Source organism: Amycolatopsis halotolerans, from assembly GCF_042647905.1.
Taxonomy (GTDB): Bacteria; Actinomycetota; Actinomycetes; order Mycobacteriales; family Pseudonocardiaceae; genus Amycolatopsis; species Amycolatopsis halotolerans.
In genome coordinates this window covers 61,427-81,178 of sequence record NZ_JBHRWI010000060.1, presented here as the reverse complement: position 1 = coordinate 81,178, position 19,752 = coordinate 61,427, and the positions used below count along the sequence as shown (strand labels likewise).

Here is a 19,752-nt window from a genome sequence, read left to right as displayed (position 1 = left end):
CTGTGAGGTACGGCGATTCTTGTTGCCCGTCCACGGAAACTCGGCTCCCTGGCAAGGACACTGTTGTTCGGACCACTATCCGAGTACGGTGCGTGCCACTGCGAACACGGCAGGCTGTCGCATGGGGTGGGGCGGATGGGCCGAACGGAGCATTCTTTTGCCGGGGTCTTCGCGTGCGGGGAATTCGGGTACGCGATTTCGACGGTTGCGGACCGGCGCAAGCCAGACCGGGCGATATTGCCGCAGCCAGCCTGGAAGGGGTGGTGACCGTGGGCCGCCCGGACCCGCGGTGTCACCGCTTATGTCCTGGTTGTCGTCTTGCTGGCAGTAGCAGTGGTCACGGTCACCGGTGCCCGGGCTTCGGTTAACGGGTGGGAGTGGACTTGGCTCGGCGCGCTCACCGCGGCCTCGATCGTGCATCTCGAAGGGCGCGGGCCGTGGGCCGCGCAGCCCTTCATCGGAAGGTCTTTCCGCCGCGACCGGCATCCTCGCCGTCGTCGCGGCTTGGCGGGACGAGGTCGCTGAACGGGAACTGGAACGCGCCCGCCGCTTCGACGGTCACCATTGCCGGACTCACCGCCTCCATCGGGGCCGGGGCTTTTCCGCCACTGCCAGCGAGCTCAGCCCGCTGCTGCTCACCGTCGACGACGCGCTTTACCGGGCGAAAAACGGCGGACGCGACCGCACGGTCCACGCGACTGCGCTCGATGCCAGCGAGAGCCGACAGCAGAGCCAGCAGCACGCCCGTCCGGCGCGATCGCCCGGATTGGATACGATTGGTCACGACTGCGGGGGAGGCAGCGTGGCGCAAGGACCTGAGGAGCCCATCCCGGGCGTGGACCTCGACCGCCCCAGCGTGGCGCGGGTTTACGACTGGTATCTCGGCGGCACGGCCAACTGGGCCATCGACCGCGAGTTCGGCAAAATGGTCCTTTCGGCCTTTCCGGCCGGCATGTACTGCGCCAGAGCCAACCGCGCCTTCCTGCACCGGGCGGTGCGGCACCTGGTCCGTCTCGGCGTGCGCCAGTTCGTCGACATCGGCTCCGGCGTTCCCACCATGGGCAACGTGCACCAGATCGCCGACGAGGTCGCGCCGGATTCCCGCGTCGTCTACATCGACCGCGAACCCGTCGCGGTCGCGCACTCCCGGATCCTGCTGGAGCGCCACGGCGATCCCGAACGGCACGCGGTGATCCAGGGCGATCTTCGCGAACCGGATGAACTGTGGGAGTCCGTCGCGGACACCGGGGTCATCGACCTCGACCAACCGCTCGCACTGCTGGTCACCGCGGTCCTGCACATCCAGCAGCCCGGCCGGGACGGTCGCGACCTCGGGCCCGAGGCCATCGCGCGGTACCGGGAAATGCTTTCCCCGGGTTCGTATCTGGTCCTCTCGCAAATTACCCACGAGGGACTGCCCGACGACATCGCCCGCCAATTGCACGCGGTCATCCAGCTGTACGACACCAATGTCAGCAAGCACGTGCTGCGCTCGAACGCGGAGATCCGCGCCCTGTTCGGAGACTTCGAACTGCTCGATCCCGGCGTCACGTGGACTGCCGCCTGGCATCCGGAGGAAAGCGGTCTCAACACTCCGGTCATCGACTTCGCGGACCCCAGCGAGGCCGCGATGCTGGCCGGGGTCGCGCGCAAACCCTAAAACCGGGGTAGCGCAACAGTAATCGGCTCACCGCAGGTCGGCGCGCAGCAGCATCGCGTTCCGGAAGACGCCGTCCGGCGGAGCGGTAGTCCCGCCGTCCGTGATCACGTAGAGGGCTCGTCCCTCCTCGCCCGGAACCCAGACAGCGCTCGACGGCCCGACCAGAAGTTCGTCGAACGGCTCCCCCGCCACGTGCCGGACCTCGCTGCCGTGCCGCGGGATCAGCGGCACCCGGTCCAGCGTGTTCGCGCGATGCCTGGTGACGTAAGCGAAACCGGCCTCCTCATCGAGCGCGAAGTCGTCGGCATTGTCGATCGCGGCGACGAATTCCGCGCCGCCCGCCGGATCGAGCGTGGCGGGGTCCACGGGCACTCGCATGAAGACTTTCTGCGCCGTCGAGGTGTAGTAGAGGTATCCGGTTCGCGCGCTGTACCGGACGCCGTTGACGCCTGGCTGGCGCGGCGGAGCGACCTCGGCGTCCGGGTCGTCGGCCATCGTGTCGTGGGCAAGCCAGATCCGGGCCTGCCCACTGCGGGCCTCGGCATCGAGGTCGACACGCCAGATCAGCCCGGCGAAGCAGTCCGCGACGGCCAGTACTCCGCTGCCGAGCAGACAGCTGCCGTTGAGCGCGCGCACGCGGTCATCGAAGGTGAAGATGACCTCCGGGGAGACTGGTTCGCCGGGCGTCCAGCCGGTGAGGTCGAGCCGGACCAGGTGCGATTCGTGGGTGGTGTAGCCCTCGGTCAGGCTGATCAGGAAGACGTCCGGCAGCACTTCGGCGATCCCCGTGACCGGATGGTCGAAGCGGTGCACGAGAACAGGGCGCTGCGGCTCCGGCACGATCCACAGCTCCTGCTGCAGGAGGACGGTGACCAGCACCGAACCGTCGGCGCGGACGGCGAGGTTTTCCGGGAAGTACTTCTCCGGGAAGGACGCGACCGGGGTCAGCGTGACGTCGGGAATGGGTGTCATCGGCATGAGGGGCTCTCCGGCAGGTTAAAAGAGGACGGACATCCGCTTTTCTTTCACGCTAGGCTGCGGAGGCGAGGAGTGTCAAGGCGAGGGAGCGGACGTTGCCGAGGGTGAGCCAGCAGTACAAGGACGACCAGCGCGGAGAAATCCTGGCGGCCGCGCGCCGCTGCTTCCTCCGCAACGGCTTCCACCGCACGTCGATGCAGGACGTCTTCGCCGAGGCGGGCAAGTCCGCGGGCGCGGTCTACCGGTACTTCCCGAAGAAGGAGGACATGATCGTTGCCGTCGCCGCGCAGAATCTCGACGACGTCACCGAGGTCTTGCGCGCCGCTCTCGCCCGCGGCACCGGCGAGCACGGCGTCGGCGAGGTGATGGCGGAACTGCTGGAGGCCGTGACCGATCTTCATCGGGACCGGCAACTGGCGGCGATGGCGGTGCTGGTCTGGTCGGAAGCCCAGCGCAACCCGGAACTCGCCGAACGGCTCACCGCCGCGTCGGCCGAGATGAGTGCCGAAGTGGCTGGCCTCGTCCGCGTCCGACAGGAAGCCGGGACCTGGACCGGTGCATCGGCGGATGCTCTCGCGCAGGCGATTTTGGCGCTCCTGCCCGGGTTTCTCTTCAACCTGGCGCTCTCCGGACCGGACGGAGTGGCCGGATTCCCCGACGCGGTCCGCACGCTTTTGCCGCAGTGACCCCGCTTAGCGCGCGGAGGACCGGCGCGGACCGTTTGCATCCGCCCTCGAGACCGGGTGAGATGCTCTGATGCTCAACCCGTCCGAAGTCACCCCGGTCCCCTGGCGCAACGGAGCAGGCACCACGCGGGAACTCGCCGCCGATCCCTCCGGCGAAACGCTGTGGCGGATCAGCGTCGCGGATCTTCTCGAAGACGCCCCGTTCTCGGTTTTCCCGGGCGTGGACCGGCTTTTCACCGCTCTCGGCCCGCTCCGGCTGACGATCAACGGGACCACGACGGACCTCGATCGCGGCGGCCAGATCCGGTTCGCCGGAGAAGACGCCGTGACGGTCTCCCTCGATCAGCCGACCCAGGCCTTGAACGTGATGACCCGGCGCGGGCGGTACCGAGCCGAGGTCGTCCTGCGCGCTCCGGCGGCGGACCGCAGTGCCGGCGTGGCCGCGACGGTCGATCTCGGCGGGCAAATCGCCGATGTTTTCCTCACCGCGCTGGCATGATGCAGCCATGACTCGCACTGCCCGGCGGATGTTCGAGCTCCTGGAGCCGATCTGCCTCGTCACGTTCTTCGCCGACGAATGCAACGAGGAACTGGCCGCGCTCGGCCACCGCACCTACTGGGACGGCTATTTCGCCAGCCGCGCCGCACCGTTGGGACGGCCGTCGGCGGAGGTCGTGCACGCGGCGTTCTACAACTTCGCCGAGGGCGAGGCCGCGCGGCACATCCCGAGCGCGTGGGAGACGATCCCGGCCGAGGTGTCCGTCGCCGCACGCGAACGGGGCAGCGCGGCCTCGGTGCGCCGGATCCTCGGCGACGAACTGGCCAGCTCGCCGGGCTTGGTGCGCGCCGCTGATCTGACCACCAAGGCCGCGACGAGCGCACCCACCGCGGGCCGCGTGATGTACGCCGGGATGCGCGCCCTTCCGGTGCCGGGCGATCCGGTCGCCCGGCTGTGGCATTCCGCGACCATGCTGCGCGAACACCGCGGGGACGGGCACATCGCCGCCCTGGTCGGCGCGCGGATCGGCGGGACTGAGGCGCACATTTTCGCGGCGCTGGAGATGGGCCTCCATCCGCCGGAGTCGTTCGGGCGGGTTCACCACTTGCCGAAGAAACGGCTGGCGGCGGTTATGGACGGGTTGCGGCAGCGGGGGCTCGTGGACGCCGACGGCCATTTCACTGACGCGGGGCGCGAGGTGAAGCAGGGCATCGAAGACCTGACCGATGAACTCGCTGCCGCGCCGTACGAGGCTCTGCCCGCTGCCGAACTCGACGAGCTGATCGCTGTGCTCGAACCGATCACCGCCAAGCTGGTTGCCGCCGGATCGAAGTGACCTAAGTCCGTGAGGGGAACCCTGAGGGAATCAGAGTCCCTCAGGGTTCCCCTCACGGACCTCGGCATCGCCCGGCCCGCCCCAACCGCTGTCGTTCATCGCGCTGGTCAACGTTTTCGTGCGCTACGGAGCGGCCTCGGCGATCAGGCGACCTCAGTCGTGCCTAGCGGCCAGGCGGACGGCGTCCATGGCCGCGACCTCCTTGGGCGTCCGGCGTTGCGCGCCCACTCCGAGGAATCCGCCTTCCTGGTTCACTTCGGCGACGACCGTGGCGACCTCCACCAGGAACTCGCGGAAGTCCGGCAGTTCCGCGGGCGCGGTACCCGCCACGATCGCGGCGGCTGAGCGGATCGTCTTTTCCGCGTACGGCAGGTATTCGGAGTATTTGACGCCCGGCCGCAGGCCCGTGTCGAAGGCCGACGAGGCCGCTACCTCGCGGATGAACCGCCGCGGGTGCGCGACGCTGGCCTCGCGCAAGGTTTTCACCAGCGCGAACATCTCGTCCGAGTCGACGCCGCCGACCGAGAGCCCGACCAGGATTCCCGACGCCATCATCGCCCGCTGCAGGGTCGCCCATTCCTCGGCGGTGAAGTCTTCCTCGCCCGCGCCGCCGCGGGCGCGTCCGTCGCGGACCACCTGCATGCCGACACTGGCCACCAGGCCCGGGATGCTGCGCGCGACGTGCAGTTTCCGCGTCCGCGCCGGCTCCGGCAGGTCGTCCCAGTCGACCAGGTCCGGGTCGGGCAGTTCGCCGGAGGTCTGTTCGGTCCGCCATCGGTCGTGCTCGCGCTGGGCCAGCAGCAGGACCTCGTCGTCGCCGAACGCGACGGTGAGGTCGGGGTCGAAAGCGGGCACCATCACGCAGCCGACCAACGCCAGATGCTCGCCCAGCTGCCGGGCCTGGGCGCGGGTGACCGCCTTGTGTTCCTCGGGGGCCTGGTCCCAGCGGGGCGGGACCCAGGCGTGCACGGTCCGCTGGGCGTGGCCGTCGACGTCGTGGAGAGCCCGCGCGAGATCCTCGATCAGCTCGCCGCGGGTGTAGCGGCTGAGGTCCTCGATCAGCCGGTCCTGCGCCTCCAGCCGGGCCTTCATCCGGCGGCATTCGTGCAGGACCGCCTCGCCGTTGAGGAAGGTCTGCTCGGAACGCCGGTCGCCGGCCTGGCCGAGCACGCCCTGGCCGACCATGATCACGATCATGAAGACCAGCTGGACCAGCGTGGACAGGAAGGTCATGAACGCGAACGGGTACGGGTCCAGCGTCTGCACGCCCAGCCCGGCCAGTCCCATCCACACCACCTGGGTGCCGGCCGCCAGGTAGAACGCCCACATGCTGCCGAGCCGCTGCGTCAGCCACGCCGCGATCCGGCCGTTGACGCTCACCGCCTGGTCGAGCGCCTGCGGCGGCCGCTGCACCCGGTGCTGCTGGATCCACGGGTGCGGGCTCGACTCCAGCAGGCTCACGCCGCGGCTGAGCGCCCGGTCGTGCTGGTCGAGATGCCGCTGCAGGTCCGCGATCTGCTCGAAGACGGCCTCGGCGTTCTCGTAGGTCTGGATCGAACGCCGGTCGGCCGCGCCGCCCAGCACCCGCTGGCCGACCAGGATCACCAGGCACAGCACCAGCTGCACCACGTTGTCGAGGAAGAGCAGGAACGCGAACGGGTACGGGTCGGCCGCGCGCAGCGGGCCCCAGGTCGCCAGCGCCATCCACCCGGCGACCAGAACGAGCACGACGTACAGCGCGGGCATCGATCCGACCGCACGCGTCAGCGCGGCCGCGAACGCGCCGTTGAAGCCGACCTGTTCGTCCGCAGTGGTGGCCGGTCGCCGCAGCCGCGGCATTCGGCGGCGGTTCACCCGATCCGTCCGGATTCGGTGGCCGCAGCGGCTTTCCAGCACGCTTTCGTTCGCTCCGTGGATCCGCGCCGCGTCACCGTCGAGCCCCTTTCCGCTTTCCGCCGGTCTCTGCACCCCAGTATCCCGGCGCGGGCCGGGAGGGGTCCACGGCGCCCGTGCTCGACTGTCCACTGAGGACTTTCGAAGGCGGGCGCGGATCGGGAAGCGGCGGCGTTCGGGAAAAGAAATCGTTTTCTCGATCATTTCGCGCGCACTGGGGAAAATGCACCCTCCCCGCCTTTCCCGGCGAAGGGTACCGTTGCGGAAGCGCTGGCCCGACGGAAAGCCAGGTTCCGGAAGACCGGCGCCGATGAAGCGTTTTCGCATTCGGCGCGGACGCCTGGGACCGGCGGGAATCGTGATGAAAGAGCTCGATTTCGACAGCGAAGACCTCGAAGTCACCGAGGAGTTCCTCAGCAGGGCCTACACCAGGATGCAGATCGGCGGCGACGTCGAGCAGACCCGGGCGCACGTCTCCCGCAATGTCGTGGGATCGGTCAGCGTGGACGATCTCGAGTTCAGTTACGACATGAGCCACGACGCCGGGACCCTCGGCAAAATCTGTCTCGGCAACGTGCATTCCGGTTCGATCGTGCGGCAGTACTTTCCCGACGGGGAGGAAGGGTTCTTCGGACCCGGCGACGTATTCGTCTACACCCCGCACGACCGGCCCTACGCCGGGGTGATCCGCCGTTCCAGCTACAACCTCGTCATGTTCGACCCGCAGTTGCTGACCCGCGCGGCCGCCGGGCTCCCCGGCCGCAGGCCCGATCCGGTGCGGCTCGTCGGCGACCGGCCCGTTTCGCCCGCGGCGGCACAGCATTTGCGGCGCACCATCGCCTACCTGCGCGACGGCGTCTGCGCCGATCCCGAACTGAGCCAGCAGCCGCTGCTCGTCTCGGCGGCTTCGCAACTGCTGGCCGCGAGCGTGCTGGTCGCGTTCCCGAACACCGCGACGACCGAGCCCACCGGCGCGGACCGCCGCGACGCGCACTCGGACACCCTGCGCCGCGCGGTCGCCTACATCGACGAGCACGCCGACCAGGACCTCTCCGTGGCCGACATCGCCGCCGCCATCCATGTCAGCGTCCGCACGGTGCAGGTCGCCTTCCGGCGGCACCTGGACACCACCCCGATGGGCTATCTGCGCCAGGTCCGGCTCTCCCACGCCCACGCCGACCTGGTCGCCGCCGACCCGTCGGGCACCGTCACGGTCACCGCCGTCGCCGCCCGGTGGGGTTTCTTCCAGCTCGGCCGGTTCGCCGCCGCCTATCGCGCCGCGTACGGCTGTTCCCCGCACCAAACCCTCGTCCAGCGCGGCCCCTGAGCGGGACCGCTGCGTTTTCTGCACACCCGGCGCGAGGTGCTGCGTTATCGGCATGGCCTCGTCACCTGAAACCGGGCTTCACTGGACACAGGCGGCAGACAGCCGCATACGCCGGCGCCGTACCGCCGCGCAGCCGGTGGACCCCGCTTCGCCGCACGCGCGCACGGTTCCCGCCTGTCTGGAGGGGAACTATGCCTGCCACCGAACGCGAAACGCTGGTCGCCGAGGCCGTGCTCAACCTCGCCGCGCGCGAACGGGCGGTTCCGGACCTGATGCACGACCTCACGACCAGCGTCGCCGCGCTGGTCGGCGTACGGGCCGCCGGGGTCGCGGTCCTCGACGAGACCGGGAAGGCGGACTGCCTCGCCATCTCCGACGAAGCGTTCCTCCCCTTGGCGCGCAGCCAGTTCGAACTCGGCGAAGGCCCGGCGGTGGACAGCATCCGCACCGGTGCCGTCCTGCCCCCGGTCACGCTGCGGCCCGCGGGCACCGGACCGCAGCGCTGGCCACGCTTCAGCGCCCGGGCGCTGCGGGCCGGTGTCACTCGTGTCGCCGCCGTGCCGCTTCGCGCCGGCGAGCACGCCGTCGGCACCGTGACGTTGTTCAGCACGACCCCGTCGGTTCCGGTCGCGCAGGACCTGCGGCTGGCCCAAGTCCTGGCCGACGCCGCCGGAGCCGGGTTGTCCCAGAAGCAGGCGTTGCGCACCAAGGACGAGAGCATCGGGCAGCTGCGGTCGGCGTTGAACTCCCGCGTCGTGATCGAACAGGCCAAGGGGATTCTCGCCGCACACCTGAGCATCGAGGTCGGAGAAGCCTTCGACCGGCTGCGTTCGCACGCCCGCGCGCGGCGGCTGAAGCTCAGCGAACTGGCCGGGCTCGTCGTGCGAGGGGAAATCCCGTCCGGGCTGCGGGCGATCGCCTGAACGGGTCGACTGGCGAGGGGTGGCTGGGCTGGTTCTTCCGGGGACCGGCCAGCCTTTCTCGCGTTATGGGCCCGGGTATCGCTCTGGCAGTCGCGCAGCGGCGTGCGTCCGGCCGGGGACTGTGCCGGGCCGCGGCGATCCGGCAAGCTGGAGCAGTGCCCATGGAATCAGTGATCGACAGCACCGCCAAGAAACAGCTGGAATTCTTCATCGACGAGCACCGGGAGGCGCTCCAGCACTGCCTCGACGGGCTCACCGAGGAGCAGGCCCGCCGGTCGCTCGTGCCGTCGCGGACCACGTTGCTCGGGCTGGTCAAACACGTGACCTTCGTCGAGAAGGTCTGGTTCGACGAAGCCGTCACCGGCCGTACGCGCGCCGAGATCGGGATTCCGGCCACTCCCGACGAATCGTTCGCCCTCGCCGACGGCGACACGATCGCGTCCGTCCAGCAGGCGCACCGCGAAGCGTGCGAGAACGCCCGCCAGGCCACCGCGTCGCTCGAGCTGACCAGCGTCCTGCCTGGCAACCGGCGCGGCCCGTTGCCGCTGCAGTTCGTCTACCTGCACGTTCTGCGCGAGCTGGCGCAGCACTGCGGCCACGCGGACATCCTCCGCGAGCAGATTCTGGCGCAGGAAGGAGCTACTTCTTGACCGGGTACGCCTTGGGCACGCCGTCCTTGTCGACCCCGGCCGCGGCGTACTTGCTCACCCAGTCCGGCACGTAGCCGACGTCAGTGGAGAGGTCCTTTCCGGTCTTGGCGTCGAGGACGATCGGCTGCCTTCCGTTGGTGTAGCCGTAAAGCGCGCCGTGCCACGCGACGGTCAGGCCGCCCGGCGGGACGCGGTTCGCGGCCTGGTCCGGGAGGCTCCACAGCTTGGTCCCGGCCTTGGCGTCGTAGGCGGTGAGCACGCCGGAGTCGGTGCAGGCGAGCACTGACTGCTCGTCGTAGAGGCAGTCGCCGTAGCGGTCCGGGCCCAGGTTGCGGGTGCCTTCCACGGAGAACTTCTCCGCGCCCGTCGCCGCGTCGAGGAACTTCAGGAACGCGTGGCCGCTGCTGTACTCGTTCGCTTTCAGGACCACCATCGCCGGGTCTCCCTGCAGGATCTCGACCGCGCTCGATTTGGCGGCGGCGACCCACTTCTGCTCACCGGTCGCGATGTCGAGAGCGGTCGCCTGGACCATCGAGGAGTTCTCGGCCACGGTGGAGTCGACGCCGACCACGAGGTCGCCGTTCACGCTGCCCGCGTCGAATTTCTTGCGTTCCCACAGCTGTTTCCCGGTCGCCGGGTCCAGCCCGACGGTGAGGTTGCCCTCCGACTGCGTGAAGCTGGCGACCACCGCCTTGTCGGTGGCCGCGACGACGTGCGTGACCGAACGCTCGCCGCTGATCCCGTACTGGTCGTCGGCGATCTTGGTGTTCGCCTGCCAGGCCTTGGCCCCGGTTTCGGGGTTCACCGCGATCACGGCGAGTGCGAGGTAGCCCGGCGTCGTGCCCTGCTCGGGCATCCGCAGCGGGACGGCTCCGACGGCCAGTTTGTCCGTGACGAGCGGCGGACGCGGACCGCTCTGCTCGACGAACGGGCCGTTGTGCGCGTTCGGGTCCGCGGCCGGGCCGTCGATCTTGATGTTCCACTTCTCGCGGCCGGTCAGGACGTCGACCGCGCTCAGCGATTCGGGGGCGATGATGTAGCCGGTGCGGTCGCGCAACGTCATGAACTTCGACGTCACCGAGCCGCCCAGGTTCGACTGCAGCGACGTGCGGGGCAGCGTGACGCCCTTGCCGGTGTCGAAGGCCAGCGGCGGGTCGGCGGTCACCGCCTCGGGCTGGGCGGACGAGGCGGGCGGCTGCTGCCCGGCCTGGTCGGTGGGCAGGGTGGTCGGCAGGGATCCGCCGCCGCACGCGGCCGTGAGGGCCAGCATCCCCAGACCGGCCGCAACGCTCAGTATTCGCCGCATCGGTTGTCCCCATTCTCCCGACTCGCTGCTCCATTCGGAGTCGTCGGGGAACTTAGCCGACGAAACGGCCGCGTGTGCACGAGATCGCGCAAATGCGGCGAAAAACGCGACCCGTACGGGTGAGCAACGGCGACCCATCCGCGACCGGTCCGGCCGCGAATGCCTGGCATGACCTCCCGACCGCGGCTCCTTCCGGCGGCGCTCTGCGGCGTCCTCGCCCTGGTCTCGGCGCTGGCCGCCGGACATCTGGCGGCGTCGTTCGGCAATGTCAACGCTTCGCCGTACCTCGCAGTCGGGAACGGGGCCATCGATCTGACGCCGCTGCCGCTGAAGGACTTCGCGGTGCGGACCTTCGGCACCTACGACAAAGCGGTCCTGCTCGGCGGCATGGCGGCGGTGCTGGTGCTCGTGTCCGCCGCGGCCGGGTTGCTGTCTCGGCGATCGCCGTGGCCGGGAGTCGCGATCATTGTCGCGTTCGGACTGATCGGCGGGGTCGCGGTGGCGGCGCGGCCGGATCTGACGGCGGTGGCGTTGCTGGCCCCCCTGGTCAGCCTGGTCGTGGGAGTGGCGGTTTTCCTGCTGCTGCACCGGATCGCCACACGTCAGCAGGCGACGGACTCCACCCGCCGATCGTTCCTGCTCGGCAGTATCGGCACCGTGGTCGGGGCCGGAGTGCTCGGCGGCGCGGGGCAGCTGATCAGCGGAACCCGGGACGCGACCGCCTCCCGGGCGGCGGTAGGCCCGCTCGTGCCCGCGGTTTCAGCCCCGCCGATCCCCGCCGACGCGGATTTCGCCAAGCTCGGGACCCCGCCGTTCCTCACGCCGAACCGGGACTTCTACCGCGTCGACACCGCGTTGTCCGTTCCGCAGGTGCGAACCGAGGATTGGAGCCTGCGGATCCACGGGATGGTCGAGCGGGAAGTCCGGTACCGGTATCGCGATCTCCGCGACCGGCCGCTGGTCGAGCGCACCGTGACGATGACGTGCGTGTCCAATGAGGTCGGTGGCGACTATGTGTCCACTTCGAACTTCGTCGGGGTCGATCTCGCCGATTTGCTGGCGGAGGCCGGGGTACAGCCGGGTGCGGAGCAGTTGTTCTGCTCTAGTGTGGACGGTTGGACGTCCGGTACGCCGGTCGCCGCCGCACTGGATCGTTCGCGGGGCGCGATGCTGGCGCTCGGCATGAACCGCGAACCGTTGCCGCTGGAGCACGGCTTTCCCGCGCGGCTGGTCACTCCCGGGCTTTACGGGTATGTCTCGGCCGTCAAATGGGTGGTGGACATCGAGGTCACCACCTGGAAGGCCCGGCAGGCGTACTGGCTCCGCCGCGGCTGGGGCGAGCAGGCGCCGATCAAGACCGAATCGCGGATCGACACGCCCAAGGGCTTCGCGACGGTTCCGTCCGGCACGGTGCGGATCGCCGGCGTCGCCTGGGCGCAGCACACCGGGATCGCCAAGGTCGAGATCAAAGTGGACGGTGGGTCCTGGCAACCGGCCACCTTGTCCGCCGAGGTGAACCCGAACACTTGGCGGATGTGGTGGACGCAGATTTCCGTGAAGCCCGGTACGCACCAGGTTTTCGTGCGGGCGACCGACAAATCCGGCTATACGCAGACCGAAGCCCGCGCCGGCACCGTGCCCGACGGGGCGACCGGCTGGCATTCCACGACTTTTATCGCTTCCTGACCAATCCGGATCCGATCCGGTGCCGAATACCTGAAGAACAGTCCACTGTGAACGGAGAATTGCCGTGAAGTCCCTTCGCCTCGCCGGTATCGGTGCCGTCGCTGCTCTCGCCCTCACCGCGTGCGGCAGCAGCACCGACAACAACGCCTCGAGCAGCTCCTCGTCGGCAATGCCCTCGTCGATGCCGTCCTCGGCGCCGATGTCCAGCAGCAGCTCCGGCGTCACCACCAACGACCAGGTCTTCGGTCCCGCCTGTTCCCAGCTCCCGCAGGGCAGCGCGCCGGGTTCGCTCGACTCGATGGGCCCGCAGCCGGTCGCGTCCGCCGCCTCGACGAACCCGCTGCTCACGAAGCTGGTCGCGGCGGTCAAGGCCACCAACCTGGTCGACACGCTCAACAGCCAGCAGGCGATCACCGTCTTCGCCCCGGCCGACCCGGCGTTCAACGCCCTCGGCGACGCGAAGTTCAAGGAGCTGGCGGCCAACCCGAACCAGCTCGCGCCGATCCTGCAGTACCACGTCGTCGGAAAGCGCTACGACGCCAAGGGCCTCGAACAAGCCGGCACCCTGACCTCGCTGAACGCGGGGGGCGGGCCGCTGAAGATCGAGGGTTCCGGCGACAACCTGACGGTCAACGGCGCGAAGATCCTGTGCGGGAACATCCCGACCAAGAACGCGACCGTTTTCGTCATCGACAAGGTGCTCACCCCGGGTACGAACAAAAACTGAGCCACCGGGCCCGGCGCGCCTCCCCAGCGCCGGGCCCGGTTTTCCTTCAGCTGAGCGAAGAAGCGACGTGCAGATCGACGTTCTTCGTTTCGGGAGCCATGAACGCGCTCACGATCGCACCCAACGCGGCGATACCGGCGGCGATGTACATCGTGGCCGACAGCCCGAGATTGGTCAGCGACCACGGCGTCGCGAACGTGCCGACCGCCGCGCCGATCCGGCTGATCCCGGTGCACAGCCCCACCGCCGAGGCACGAACCTCAGTCGGGAACAGTTCGTTCGGGTAGATCCATTCCAAAATGGACGGGCCGCCGTTGAACACGGCGTACACCGCGAAAGCCAACGCGATCAACCACAGCGCGGCACCCGGTTGCAGGCCAAGGTAGAACAGCCCGGCGGCGGAAATCGCGAAGCCCCAGATCAGCACGGGGCGACGGCCGAGCCGGTCCACCAGCAGCAGCGCGGCGATGTTTCCGACGAAGAAGAAGAAATTGATCAGCCCGTACCCGAGGTGCGACAGATTGCCGCCGCCGAGGTTGAACAGTTCGAGAATCCGCGGGCCGAACGCGTAGATCGCGAACAGCGGGACCACGGTGCAGGTCCAGAAGATCGAGATGAAGATGACCCGCTTGAGATATCCGCGGCGCCACAACGCGGACATCGGGGTTTTGGTCTCGGCTTCCGGCAGGTCGTCCAGCGTCGCGTGCTCGCCGATCGTCGTGCGCAGCACTTCCAGCGCTTCGGCGTCGCGGCCCTTGCTGTGCAGCCAGCGCGGCGATTCCGGGATGCTGGTGCGGGCGATCACGATCAGCAGCGCGGGCACCGCCGAGGACAGCAGCATCCACTTCCAGCCCTGGTCCACGTTGAGCAGGAAGAACCCGACGAAGGCGGCGACCGTCGCGCCGACGAACCACATCGCGTTCAGCCCGCCGACCAGCCGCGCCCGCCACGCCTTCGGCGCGAACTCGGTGACCAGCGCGGTGGCGATGGGATAGTCCGCGCCCACCGCGACGCCGATCAGCAGCCGCAGCACGAACAATTGCGCCGCGTCGGCGACGAAGAACTGCAGAACCGAGCAGACGATGATCGCGATCAGGTCGATCGTGTACATCAGTTTCCGGCCGATGCGGTCGGTGAGCGGGCCGAACACCGCTCCCCCGATGAACACGCCGACCAGCGCGGACGCGCCGATCAGGCCGGACCACAGCGAGTCCATCTGCCACTGCGGGCCGATCTGCACCAGCGCGATGCCGATGATGCTGAGGATGTAGCCGTCCAGGAACGGCCCGCCGGACGAGTACAGCGCCAGTTTGCGGTGGAATCCGTTGAGCTTGGCGGAATCCAGGGTCGCGCGAACAACAGAGCCGGCGGTTTCCGGTGCGCGGTCAGTCTTCATGTCGATTGGTCTCCTCGCTGCCGACCGCCGCCACGGCGTCGATCTCGATGCGTTTCGTCCCCCGGAATCCGGCGACCTGGACCGTGGTCCGCGGCGGCAGGTCGATGCCGGCGAAACGGTCGAGGTAGGCCTGGTGGTAGGCGTCGAACTCGCCGAGATCGGCGAGGAACACCGTCAGTTTGAGCAGCGTGCGCAGGCTCCCTCCCGCGGCCCGCAAGGTGTCCTCGAGATTGTCGAGGGCCACCCGCACCTGCTCGTCGATTTCTTCCGGGACGCTGCCGTCCCGGCGCGCGGGAACCTGCCCGCACGCCCAAATCACTCCGCCGAAGACAGCGGCACCGGCGTACGGGCGCGGTCCGTGCGGATGCGCTACCAATTCGCGCGAGGTCATCGGCCCTCCCGGTGGTCCGGAATCAGGAACCCGCGCGCGATCGAATACGCGAGAGTCCACAGTGGAGTTCTCACGGACACGCCATGGGCGACCGCTTCGCGATACCGCCGCTTTCGTTCCGCCGCAGTGGAAATGACTTCCCCGGCGGGAACGTCGGACAGCGGGCGGATCACCAATCCCGCGACCGGCGGACGCGGTTCGGCCACAGCGGGAAGCCGGAGCAGATCCCCTTCCGGAGTAACCACAGTGCGTTCTCCACCGTCCGAAAGGGACAGTACCCGGCCCGCCCGTTCGGCGATGTCCAGCGCGGCCCAGTCCAGCGCCGGGGCTCCCGCCATTCCAGGCACGACCAACGTGCCCACCACCGCAGCCGTTTCGCACGCCGGGACGAACGCCTGCAGCGGACCGCGCGAAGCCGGGTCGTGCGCCACGGCGGAACCGTCGCAATGTTCGAGCCGCAGCCCCACCCGTCCAGCCGGAACGCGTGCCGTCTCGGTGGCCAAGGCGTCGAGACCGGCGCTCTCGTGGACCTCAGCAGACGCGATAATCTCAGCCAAATACTCCGCCTCGCCGCTGCTGAGCCCCGAAGCCCGCAATGCGCGTAGCGCAACCTCGTGGATCTCCCGCACGGACACCCGGGTGAGCACGGCTTCGGCGGCCGAAACGCGCTCGGCCCTCGCCGCGGTCATTGCCCGGCTCCGGGGAACACCGTGTCGAACAGCCGGAGCCAGTTGCCGCCCAGCACCTGCGCCACCACGGTTTCGTCCAGGCCCACTTCCAGCAGCCCCTCGGTGAGGACCGGGAAATCGGCCGGTCCGCCGAACCAGTTCGGCCACACCGGCCACTGCGGTTCCACCGGCACCGCGGACGCGGGCCGCCACCGGCCGTTGCGCAGCCACGCGACGTAGTCCTGCGACCAGTTCCGCGTGCAGTCGCTGCCGAGTGCGACGTGGTCCGGCCCGATCCTCTCCACCAGTCCGGCGACCATTTCGCAGAACTGCCGCCGGGTCGTCTTCTCGCCACCGATCACGTTGGGGTACAAGCAACAGCCGAGCACGCCGCCGCGCGCGGCGAGGGCGTCGATGACGTCGTCCGGCTTGTTGCGCGGCGAATCCGCGAAGGACAACGGGTTCGCGTGCGTGATCGCGACCGGCCCGGCCGAGGCGTCGATGGCGTCGCGGCTGGTGCGGTTCCCGACGTGCGACAGGTCGACCAGCATCCCGACGCGGTTCATTTCCGCGACGATGAACCGGCCATAGGAGGTGAGTCCGGAATCGTGCTCGTCGTAGCAGGCGCCGCCGACGAGGTTCTGGATGTTGTAGGTCAGCTGCGCGATGCGGACGCCGAGGCGGTGGAACACCTCGACCATCCGGTAGTCGTCGCCGAACGGCGAGGTGTTCTGGAAGCCGAGCAGCACGGCGAGCCTGCCGTCGCTCTTCGCTTTCCGGATGTCGTCGGCGTTCTCCGCGAGGACGACCAGATCGGCGTTGTCCCGTGCGAGTTCGTACCAATCCGCGACCGCGCGCAGCGTTTCCTGCGGGCCTTCCCAGACCGCACACGTCGCGTTGACGCCGGTGACGCCGCCCGCCTTCAGCTCCTCCAGGACTTTGCGGTCCCAGTTGTTGATCTGCAGTCCGTCGACGACAGTGAGGTCGCCGTGCTCCAGGGGGTCCACTCAGGACTCCTTTCCGGGCTTGCGGGTGAACAGCCAGTCGTCGTCCACACCGGACTCGACGTCGCTCGCCCGGGGCGCGCCCGAGAACAGCGTGACGCGCAACCAGTCGGTCGACTGCGGGCTGTAGTTCTCCATGCCGTAGAGGGCCAGCTGGAACCGCTGCAGGTGCAGCGGAAGGAAATCGTCGGCGAGCAGGTTCGCGCGGACCTCGCCGTAGCGGAGCCCGGCGACGGACTGCACGCGCGCGACAATGCCGCGATGCCAGGGGAATTCCAGCAGGAACTCCGCCACCGAACGGTCGGCGTCGGCGGCGGCCAGGTCGTGCCGGAGGGCGTGCACGGCGCGGGCGATGTCGATCGGATGCTCCATCGATTCGCCCGGGTCCTGGCCGCGTTTGCCGCGTCGCGGTTCTTCGTTGTCCTCCGCGGAGAACCAGAACCTGGCTTGTTCGTTCGGGTCGGTGAAGTCGAACTCGCGGGTCCAGTCGTACCGGTCGGCCAGCAGGTCGCGCAGCTGTCCGCAGGTCTGGGCGATCTCGACGCGCCGCCGCTGGTCGCAGGTCAGCAGGTGCTCGATCTCCGCGTCGAGCGAGTCGTCCAGTTCGACCAGGACAGTGTGCAGCACCGCCCGGGCCTCGGCACCGAACTCCGCGGCCCGGTCGTCGAGATCCCGCCAGCGGAAGCCGCCCGCCGGGAATTCGCTGAGCAGAGAAGCGATTCCGTCGAGGCGTTCGGCCAGCTCCGGGCAGGTCAGGTACGGCGCGGTCGCCAGGGTGTCGCGTTCGCGGAAGTAGCGGCGGGCGCGGTCGAGCAGTTCGCTCGCCCGCCGCACGGAACCAGCATCGGCTTCCGCGTCGAGGGCATGGGCCAGCGGCAGTTCCCGCGCCGAGCACCACGCGTCGAGGATGCTCGGATGGTTCACCACGAACGGGACCATGCCGAGCCCGGTCGCGTTGCCCAGGCCGAGGTATCGCCGCCAGTCGCCGGAAAGCTTTGCCGCAGCAGGGTTTCGCCGGGCGGCACAGTGCTCGACGAGGTCGTAGCTGAACTCGCGCAGCAACCACGCGGCCAGCATTTGCGCGCGATACGGCACCCGCAGCGGCGGGACTTCGGCAACCCGGTCGAAGTCGGCGAGACCGAACTTTCCGTTGCTGTAGAAGGCGGTGCTGCGCAGGATGTAGCAAGCGTCGCCCATGGTGGCGCATTCCGGCTGTTCTCCGCGCGCCAGTTGAGCTGTGACGTAGTCGAAGAATCGCTCGCTCCGGTTGGCCCGGGTCCACACCAGCGTCGCGGCGTCGGCCCGGCCAGCTTCCTGCCGTGGTACTTCACGACGCAGCTCGGCCAGCCGATCGTCCGGAATTGGGCCTTCCACCAGGGCAGCCGTGACATCCCACCGCTTCGCGATCACGCGGTCAGTGCGCTCGTTTTCCTGCAGCACAGTGGAAAACACCGCGAAGTGCAGCAGCGTGCCGTCGGCGTCGATCCGGTAGACCGCTTCGCCGTGACCGTTGTCGTCGAACTCCCAGCGAACGGTGGAGACCGTCCAGCGCTCCCGAGCCGCCTGGCGGAGGAACGACCGCGCGAAGCTGTGCCGGGTGTAGCGGGCGGCGCCCAGTTCCGCCGGGGCGAGCGCCGTGTCCGCGGGCCGGGTCACGATCGGTCCCGAGGCGCGGACGTCCGCAGGTACGCGGTCTTGGTCCAGGTGAAGAACTCCGCGGCGGATTCGCCGTTCTGCTCGCGGGGCGCGGGGAACGACGAGTCCTTGAGGCCGCCGAACGGAGCGTGCACCTCGGATCCGGTGTTCGGCGCGTTGACCTTCACGATGCCCGCGTCCAGATCGCGCAGGCACTGCCGTACCGCGCGCTCGTCGTCGGTGAACACCGCCGCGGTGAGCCCGAAGCGGGTGCCGTTCGCGAGCCGGATCGCCTCGTCCAGGTCGGCGGCGCGCAGCACGGTGGCGACCGGGCCGAATACTTCCTCCTGGCTGATCGTCAGTTCGGGCGTCCCGGCCAGCAGCGTCGGCGCGACGAACGCACCGCCCTGTGGGGAATCCGCGCGGGCCAGCACGGTCGCGCCCTCGTCCACCGCCTGCTGGATCGCGCCCTCGACCTCTTCCGCCGCGCGCGCGGACACCAACGGTCCGATCTCGACTGCCGGCGTCGTCCCCGGCCCGACGACAAGACCCTTGACCCGCGCGGACAGTTCGGCGACCAAGCGGTCATAGGCGTCCCCGACCGCGATGATCCGGCGAGCGGCCGTGCACTTCTGCCCGGTCCCGCTCATCGACGCGGTGACCAGCGCCGCTGCAGCCTCCGCCGGGTCCGCGTCGGGCAGGACGATCGCCGCGCTGTGCCCGCCGAGTTCAAGCTGCACCTTCGCCCCGCGCGGCACGACCGCGGCCTGGATCGCCCGGCCGACCGGCACCGACCCGGTGAAGGTGACGCCGGACAGCTCTGGCCGTTCCACCAGCTCCGCGCCGAGCGAACCGGGCGCGAGCAGCAGGTTGAGCACGCCGTCCGGCACCCCGGCCTCGATGAGGACCTCGGCGAACGCCACCGCCAGCGCGACCGTGTCGCTGGCCGGCTTCCACACCACCGCGTTGCCCCACAGCAGCGCGGGAGCCAGCTTCCACGCCGGGATCTGCACCGGGAAGTTCCACGGCGTGATCACGCCGACGACACCGAGCGGACGGCGCACGGTCCGCACCACCTCATCCGGGTTGCCGGACGGGTAGAGCACGCCGTCGGCGCTGCGCGCCCGGCCCGCGTGATAATGCAGCGTCTCGACCGACGCAGCCACCTCGCCCCGCGATTCCGCCAACGTCTTGCCCTGCTCGCGGGTCATCAGCGCGGCCACCGATTCGGCGCGCTGGGCGAGCAGTTCCGCGGCCCGCCGCAGCACGAGGCCGCGGGCGATGGTGCCCTGGCGGTCCCACTCCGGCTGCGCCGCCACGGCCGCGCGCACCGCCTCGTCGAGCAGCTCCGGACCGGCCGTCCGGTACTCGGCCACGATCTGCGCCGGATCCGCCGGGTCGACACTCTGCGCGACCGGTCCGTCGCCGGGAACCCACCGTCCCGCTACGAAGTGCTGCAACGACAATGCGTGATCCACGGGTGCTCCT

General features: G+C 69.3%; 19 protein-coding genes. 9 read left to right on the top strand and 10 right to left on the bottom strand.

Annotated elements, in window-relative coordinates:
• Positions 1–454: 454 nt before the first annotated feature.
• Positions 455–694 carry a hypothetical protein gene (locus ACFORO_RS38705; protein ID WP_377896745.1) on the bottom strand — a complete coding sequence of 80 codons (240 nt, stop codon included), beginning with the start codon at positions 692–694 and terminating at the stop codon, positions 455–457.
• A gap of 108 nt (positions 695–802) precedes the next feature.
• Between ACFORO_RS38705 and ACFORO_RS38700 the strand changes: the two genes are divergently transcribed.
• Complete coding sequence (locus tag ACFORO_RS38700) at positions 803–1,660, top strand: SAM-dependent methyltransferase (RefSeq protein WP_377870055.1); 858 nt, start codon at positions 803–805, stop codon at positions 1,658–1,660.
• Between the two features lie 27 nt (positions 1,661–1,687).
• Here ACFORO_RS38700 and ACFORO_RS38695 read toward each other — a convergent pair whose 3' ends face one another.
• Positions 1,688–2,638, bottom strand: a complete 951-nt coding sequence (locus ACFORO_RS38695; RefSeq protein WP_377870054.1) for a hypothetical protein — start codon at positions 2,636–2,638, stop codon at positions 1,688–1,690.
• A 104-nt stretch (positions 2,639–2,742) separates the two neighbouring features.
• Here ACFORO_RS38695 and ACFORO_RS38690 point away from each other — a divergent pair, with 104 nt between their 5' ends.
• The 3 genes from ACFORO_RS38690 to ACFORO_RS38680 all read left to right on the top strand — a co-directional run bounded on the left by ACFORO_RS38690 (position 2,743) and on the right by ACFORO_RS38680 (position 4,658).
• On the top strand, positions 2,743–3,324 hold the full coding sequence (locus ACFORO_RS38690) for a TetR/AcrR family transcriptional regulator (protein ID WP_377870071.1): 582 nt from the start codon (positions 2,743–2,745) through the stop codon (positions 3,322–3,324).
• Between the two features lie 70 nt (positions 3,325–3,394).
• Entirely contained in the window at positions 3,395–3,823 is a 429-nt protein-coding gene (locus ACFORO_RS38685) for a HutD/Ves family protein (protein ID WP_377870053.1), read from the top strand.
• Positions 3,824–3,830: 7 nt separating this feature from the next.
• Positions 3,831–4,658 carry an SCO6745 family protein gene (locus tag ACFORO_RS38680; RefSeq protein ID WP_377870052.1) on the top strand — a complete coding sequence of 276 codons (828 nt, stop codon included), beginning with the start codon at positions 3,831–3,833 and terminating at the stop codon, positions 4,656–4,658.
• A gap of 153 nt (positions 4,659–4,811) precedes the next feature.
• Here ACFORO_RS38680 and ACFORO_RS38675 read toward each other — a convergent pair whose 3' ends face one another.
• Positions 4,812–6,626 carry a DUF1003 domain-containing protein gene (locus ACFORO_RS38675; protein ID WP_377873016.1) on the bottom strand — a complete coding sequence of 605 codons (1,815 nt, stop codon included), beginning with the start codon at positions 6,624–6,626 and terminating at the stop codon, positions 4,812–4,814.
• A gap of 286 nt (positions 6,627–6,912) precedes the next feature.
• Here ACFORO_RS38675 and ACFORO_RS38670 point away from each other — a divergent pair, with 286 nt between their 5' ends.
• The 3 genes from ACFORO_RS38670 to ACFORO_RS38660 all read left to right on the top strand — a co-directional run bounded on the left by ACFORO_RS38670 (position 6,913) and on the right by ACFORO_RS38660 (position 9,451).
• Complete coding sequence (locus ACFORO_RS38670) at positions 6,913–7,878, top strand: helix-turn-helix transcriptional regulator (protein WP_377873017.1); 966 nt, start codon at positions 6,913–6,915, stop codon at positions 7,876–7,878.
• Positions 7,879–8,069: 191 nt separating this feature from the next.
• On the top strand, positions 8,070–8,801 hold the full coding sequence (locus ACFORO_RS38665) for a GAF and ANTAR domain-containing protein (RefSeq protein WP_377873018.1): 732 nt from the start codon (positions 8,070–8,072) through the stop codon (positions 8,799–8,801).
• A gap of 161 nt (positions 8,802–8,962) precedes the next feature.
• Positions 8,963–9,451: a DinB family protein gene (locus ACFORO_RS38660; protein WP_377873019.1), complete on the top strand. Its 489-nt coding sequence runs from the start codon at positions 8,963–8,965 to the stop codon at positions 9,449–9,451.
• Here the strand turns inward: ACFORO_RS38660 and ACFORO_RS38655 are convergent.
• Positions 9,441–10,757 (bottom strand): outer membrane protein assembly factor BamB family protein, encoded by a 1,317-nt coding sequence (locus ACFORO_RS38655; RefSeq protein ID WP_377873020.1) that lies wholly within the window; start codon positions 10,755–10,757, stop codon positions 9,441–9,443. The two genes, ACFORO_RS38660 and ACFORO_RS38655, sit on opposite strands and share 11 nt — an antisense overlap.
• A gap of 168 nt (positions 10,758–10,925) precedes the next feature.
• Between ACFORO_RS38655 and ACFORO_RS38650 the strand changes: the two genes are divergently transcribed.
• Positions 10,926–12,443, top strand: a complete 1,518-nt coding sequence (locus ACFORO_RS38650) for a molybdopterin-dependent oxidoreductase (RefSeq protein ID WP_377873021.1) — start codon at positions 10,926–10,928, stop codon at positions 12,441–12,443.
• Positions 12,444–12,507: 64 nt separating this feature from the next.
• Complete coding sequence (locus ACFORO_RS38645; RefSeq protein ID WP_354739669.1) at positions 12,508–13,170, top strand: fasciclin domain-containing protein; 663 nt, start codon at positions 12,508–12,510, stop codon at positions 13,168–13,170.
• Positions 13,171–13,216: 46 nt separating this feature from the next.
• On the opposite strand, the gene ACFORO_RS38640 is transcribed toward ACFORO_RS38645, so the two are convergent.
• Genes ACFORO_RS38640 through ACFORO_RS38615 form a run of 6 tightly spaced genes read right to left on the bottom strand, consistent with a single transcriptional unit; the run spans position 13,217 to position 19,742 of the window.
• Positions 13,217–14,566: an MFS transporter gene (locus ACFORO_RS38640; protein ID WP_354739671.1), complete on the bottom strand. Its 1,350-nt coding sequence runs from the start codon at positions 14,564–14,566 to the stop codon at positions 13,217–13,219.
• Positions 14,556–14,957 (bottom strand): RidA family protein, encoded by a 402-nt coding sequence (locus tag ACFORO_RS38635; RefSeq protein ID WP_067584709.1) that lies wholly within the window; start codon positions 14,955–14,957, stop codon positions 14,556–14,558. Before ACFORO_RS38635 ends, ACFORO_RS38640 begins: the two co-directional genes overlap by 11 nt.
• Positions 14,954–15,646 carry a hypothetical protein gene (locus tag ACFORO_RS38630; protein WP_377873022.1) on the bottom strand — a complete coding sequence of 231 codons (693 nt, stop codon included), beginning with the start codon at positions 15,644–15,646 and terminating at the stop codon, positions 14,954–14,956. Before ACFORO_RS38630 ends, ACFORO_RS38635 begins: the two co-directional genes overlap by 4 nt.
• Positions 15,643–16,632, bottom strand: a complete 990-nt coding sequence (locus ACFORO_RS38625) for a membrane dipeptidase (protein ID WP_377873023.1) — start codon at positions 16,630–16,632, stop codon at positions 15,643–15,645. The genes ACFORO_RS38630 and ACFORO_RS38625 overlap by 4 nt, the downstream gene beginning before the upstream one ends.
• The gene (locus ACFORO_RS38620) at positions 16,633–18,285 is read right to left on the bottom strand and encodes a hypothetical protein (RefSeq protein ID WP_377873024.1); all 1,653 of its coding nucleotides are present in this window, start codon (positions 18,283–18,285) and stop codon (positions 16,633–16,635) included.
• Entirely contained in the window at positions 18,282–19,742 is a 1,461-nt protein-coding gene (locus ACFORO_RS38615; protein ID WP_377873025.1) for an aldehyde dehydrogenase family protein, read from the bottom strand. Before ACFORO_RS38615 ends, ACFORO_RS38620 begins: the two co-directional genes overlap by 4 nt.
• Positions 19,743–19,752: the final 10 nt, after the last annotated feature.

Excerpts from the sequence above, each read along its gene's own strand:
- ACFORO_RS38695 (WP_377870054.1), bottom strand. The coding sequence starts at position 2,638 with ATGCCGATGACACCCATTCCCGACGTCACGCTGACCCCGGTCGCGTCC.
- ACFORO_RS38630 (WP_377873022.1), bottom strand. The coding sequence starts at position 15,646 with ATGACCGCGGCGAGGGCCGAGCGCGTTTCGGCCGCCGAAGCCGTGCTC.
- ACFORO_RS38635 (WP_067584709.1), bottom strand. The coding sequence starts at position 14,957 with ATGACCTCGCGCGAATTGGTAGCGCATCCGCACGGACCGCGCCCGTAC.
- ACFORO_RS38685 (WP_377870053.1), top strand. The coding sequence starts at position 3,395 with ATGCTCAACCCGTCCGAAGTCACCCCGGTCCCCTGGCGCAACGGAGCA.
- ACFORO_RS38660 (WP_377873019.1), top strand. The coding sequence starts at position 8,963 with ATGGAATCAGTGATCGACAGCACCGCCAAGAAACAGCTGGAATTCTTC.
- ACFORO_RS38655 (WP_377873020.1), bottom strand. The coding sequence starts at position 10,757 with ATGCGGCGAATACTGAGCGTTGCGGCCGGTCTGGGGATGCTGGCCCTC.
- ACFORO_RS38640 (WP_354739671.1), bottom strand. The coding sequence starts at position 14,566 with ATGAAGACTGACCGCGCACCGGAAACCGCCGGCTCTGTTGTTCGCGCG.
- ACFORO_RS38665 (WP_377873018.1), top strand. The coding sequence starts at position 8,070 with ATGCCTGCCACCGAACGCGAAACGCTGGTCGCCGAGGCCGTGCTCAAC.
- ACFORO_RS38680 (WP_377870052.1), top strand. The coding sequence starts at position 3,831 with ATGACTCGCACTGCCCGGCGGATGTTCGAGCTCCTGGAGCCGATCTGC.
- ACFORO_RS38650 (WP_377873021.1), top strand. The coding sequence starts at position 10,926 with ATGACCTCCCGACCGCGGCTCCTTCCGGCGGCGCTCTGCGGCGTCCTC.
- ACFORO_RS38670 (WP_377873017.1), top strand. The coding sequence starts at position 6,913 with ATGAAAGAGCTCGATTTCGACAGCGAAGACCTCGAAGTCACCGAGGAG.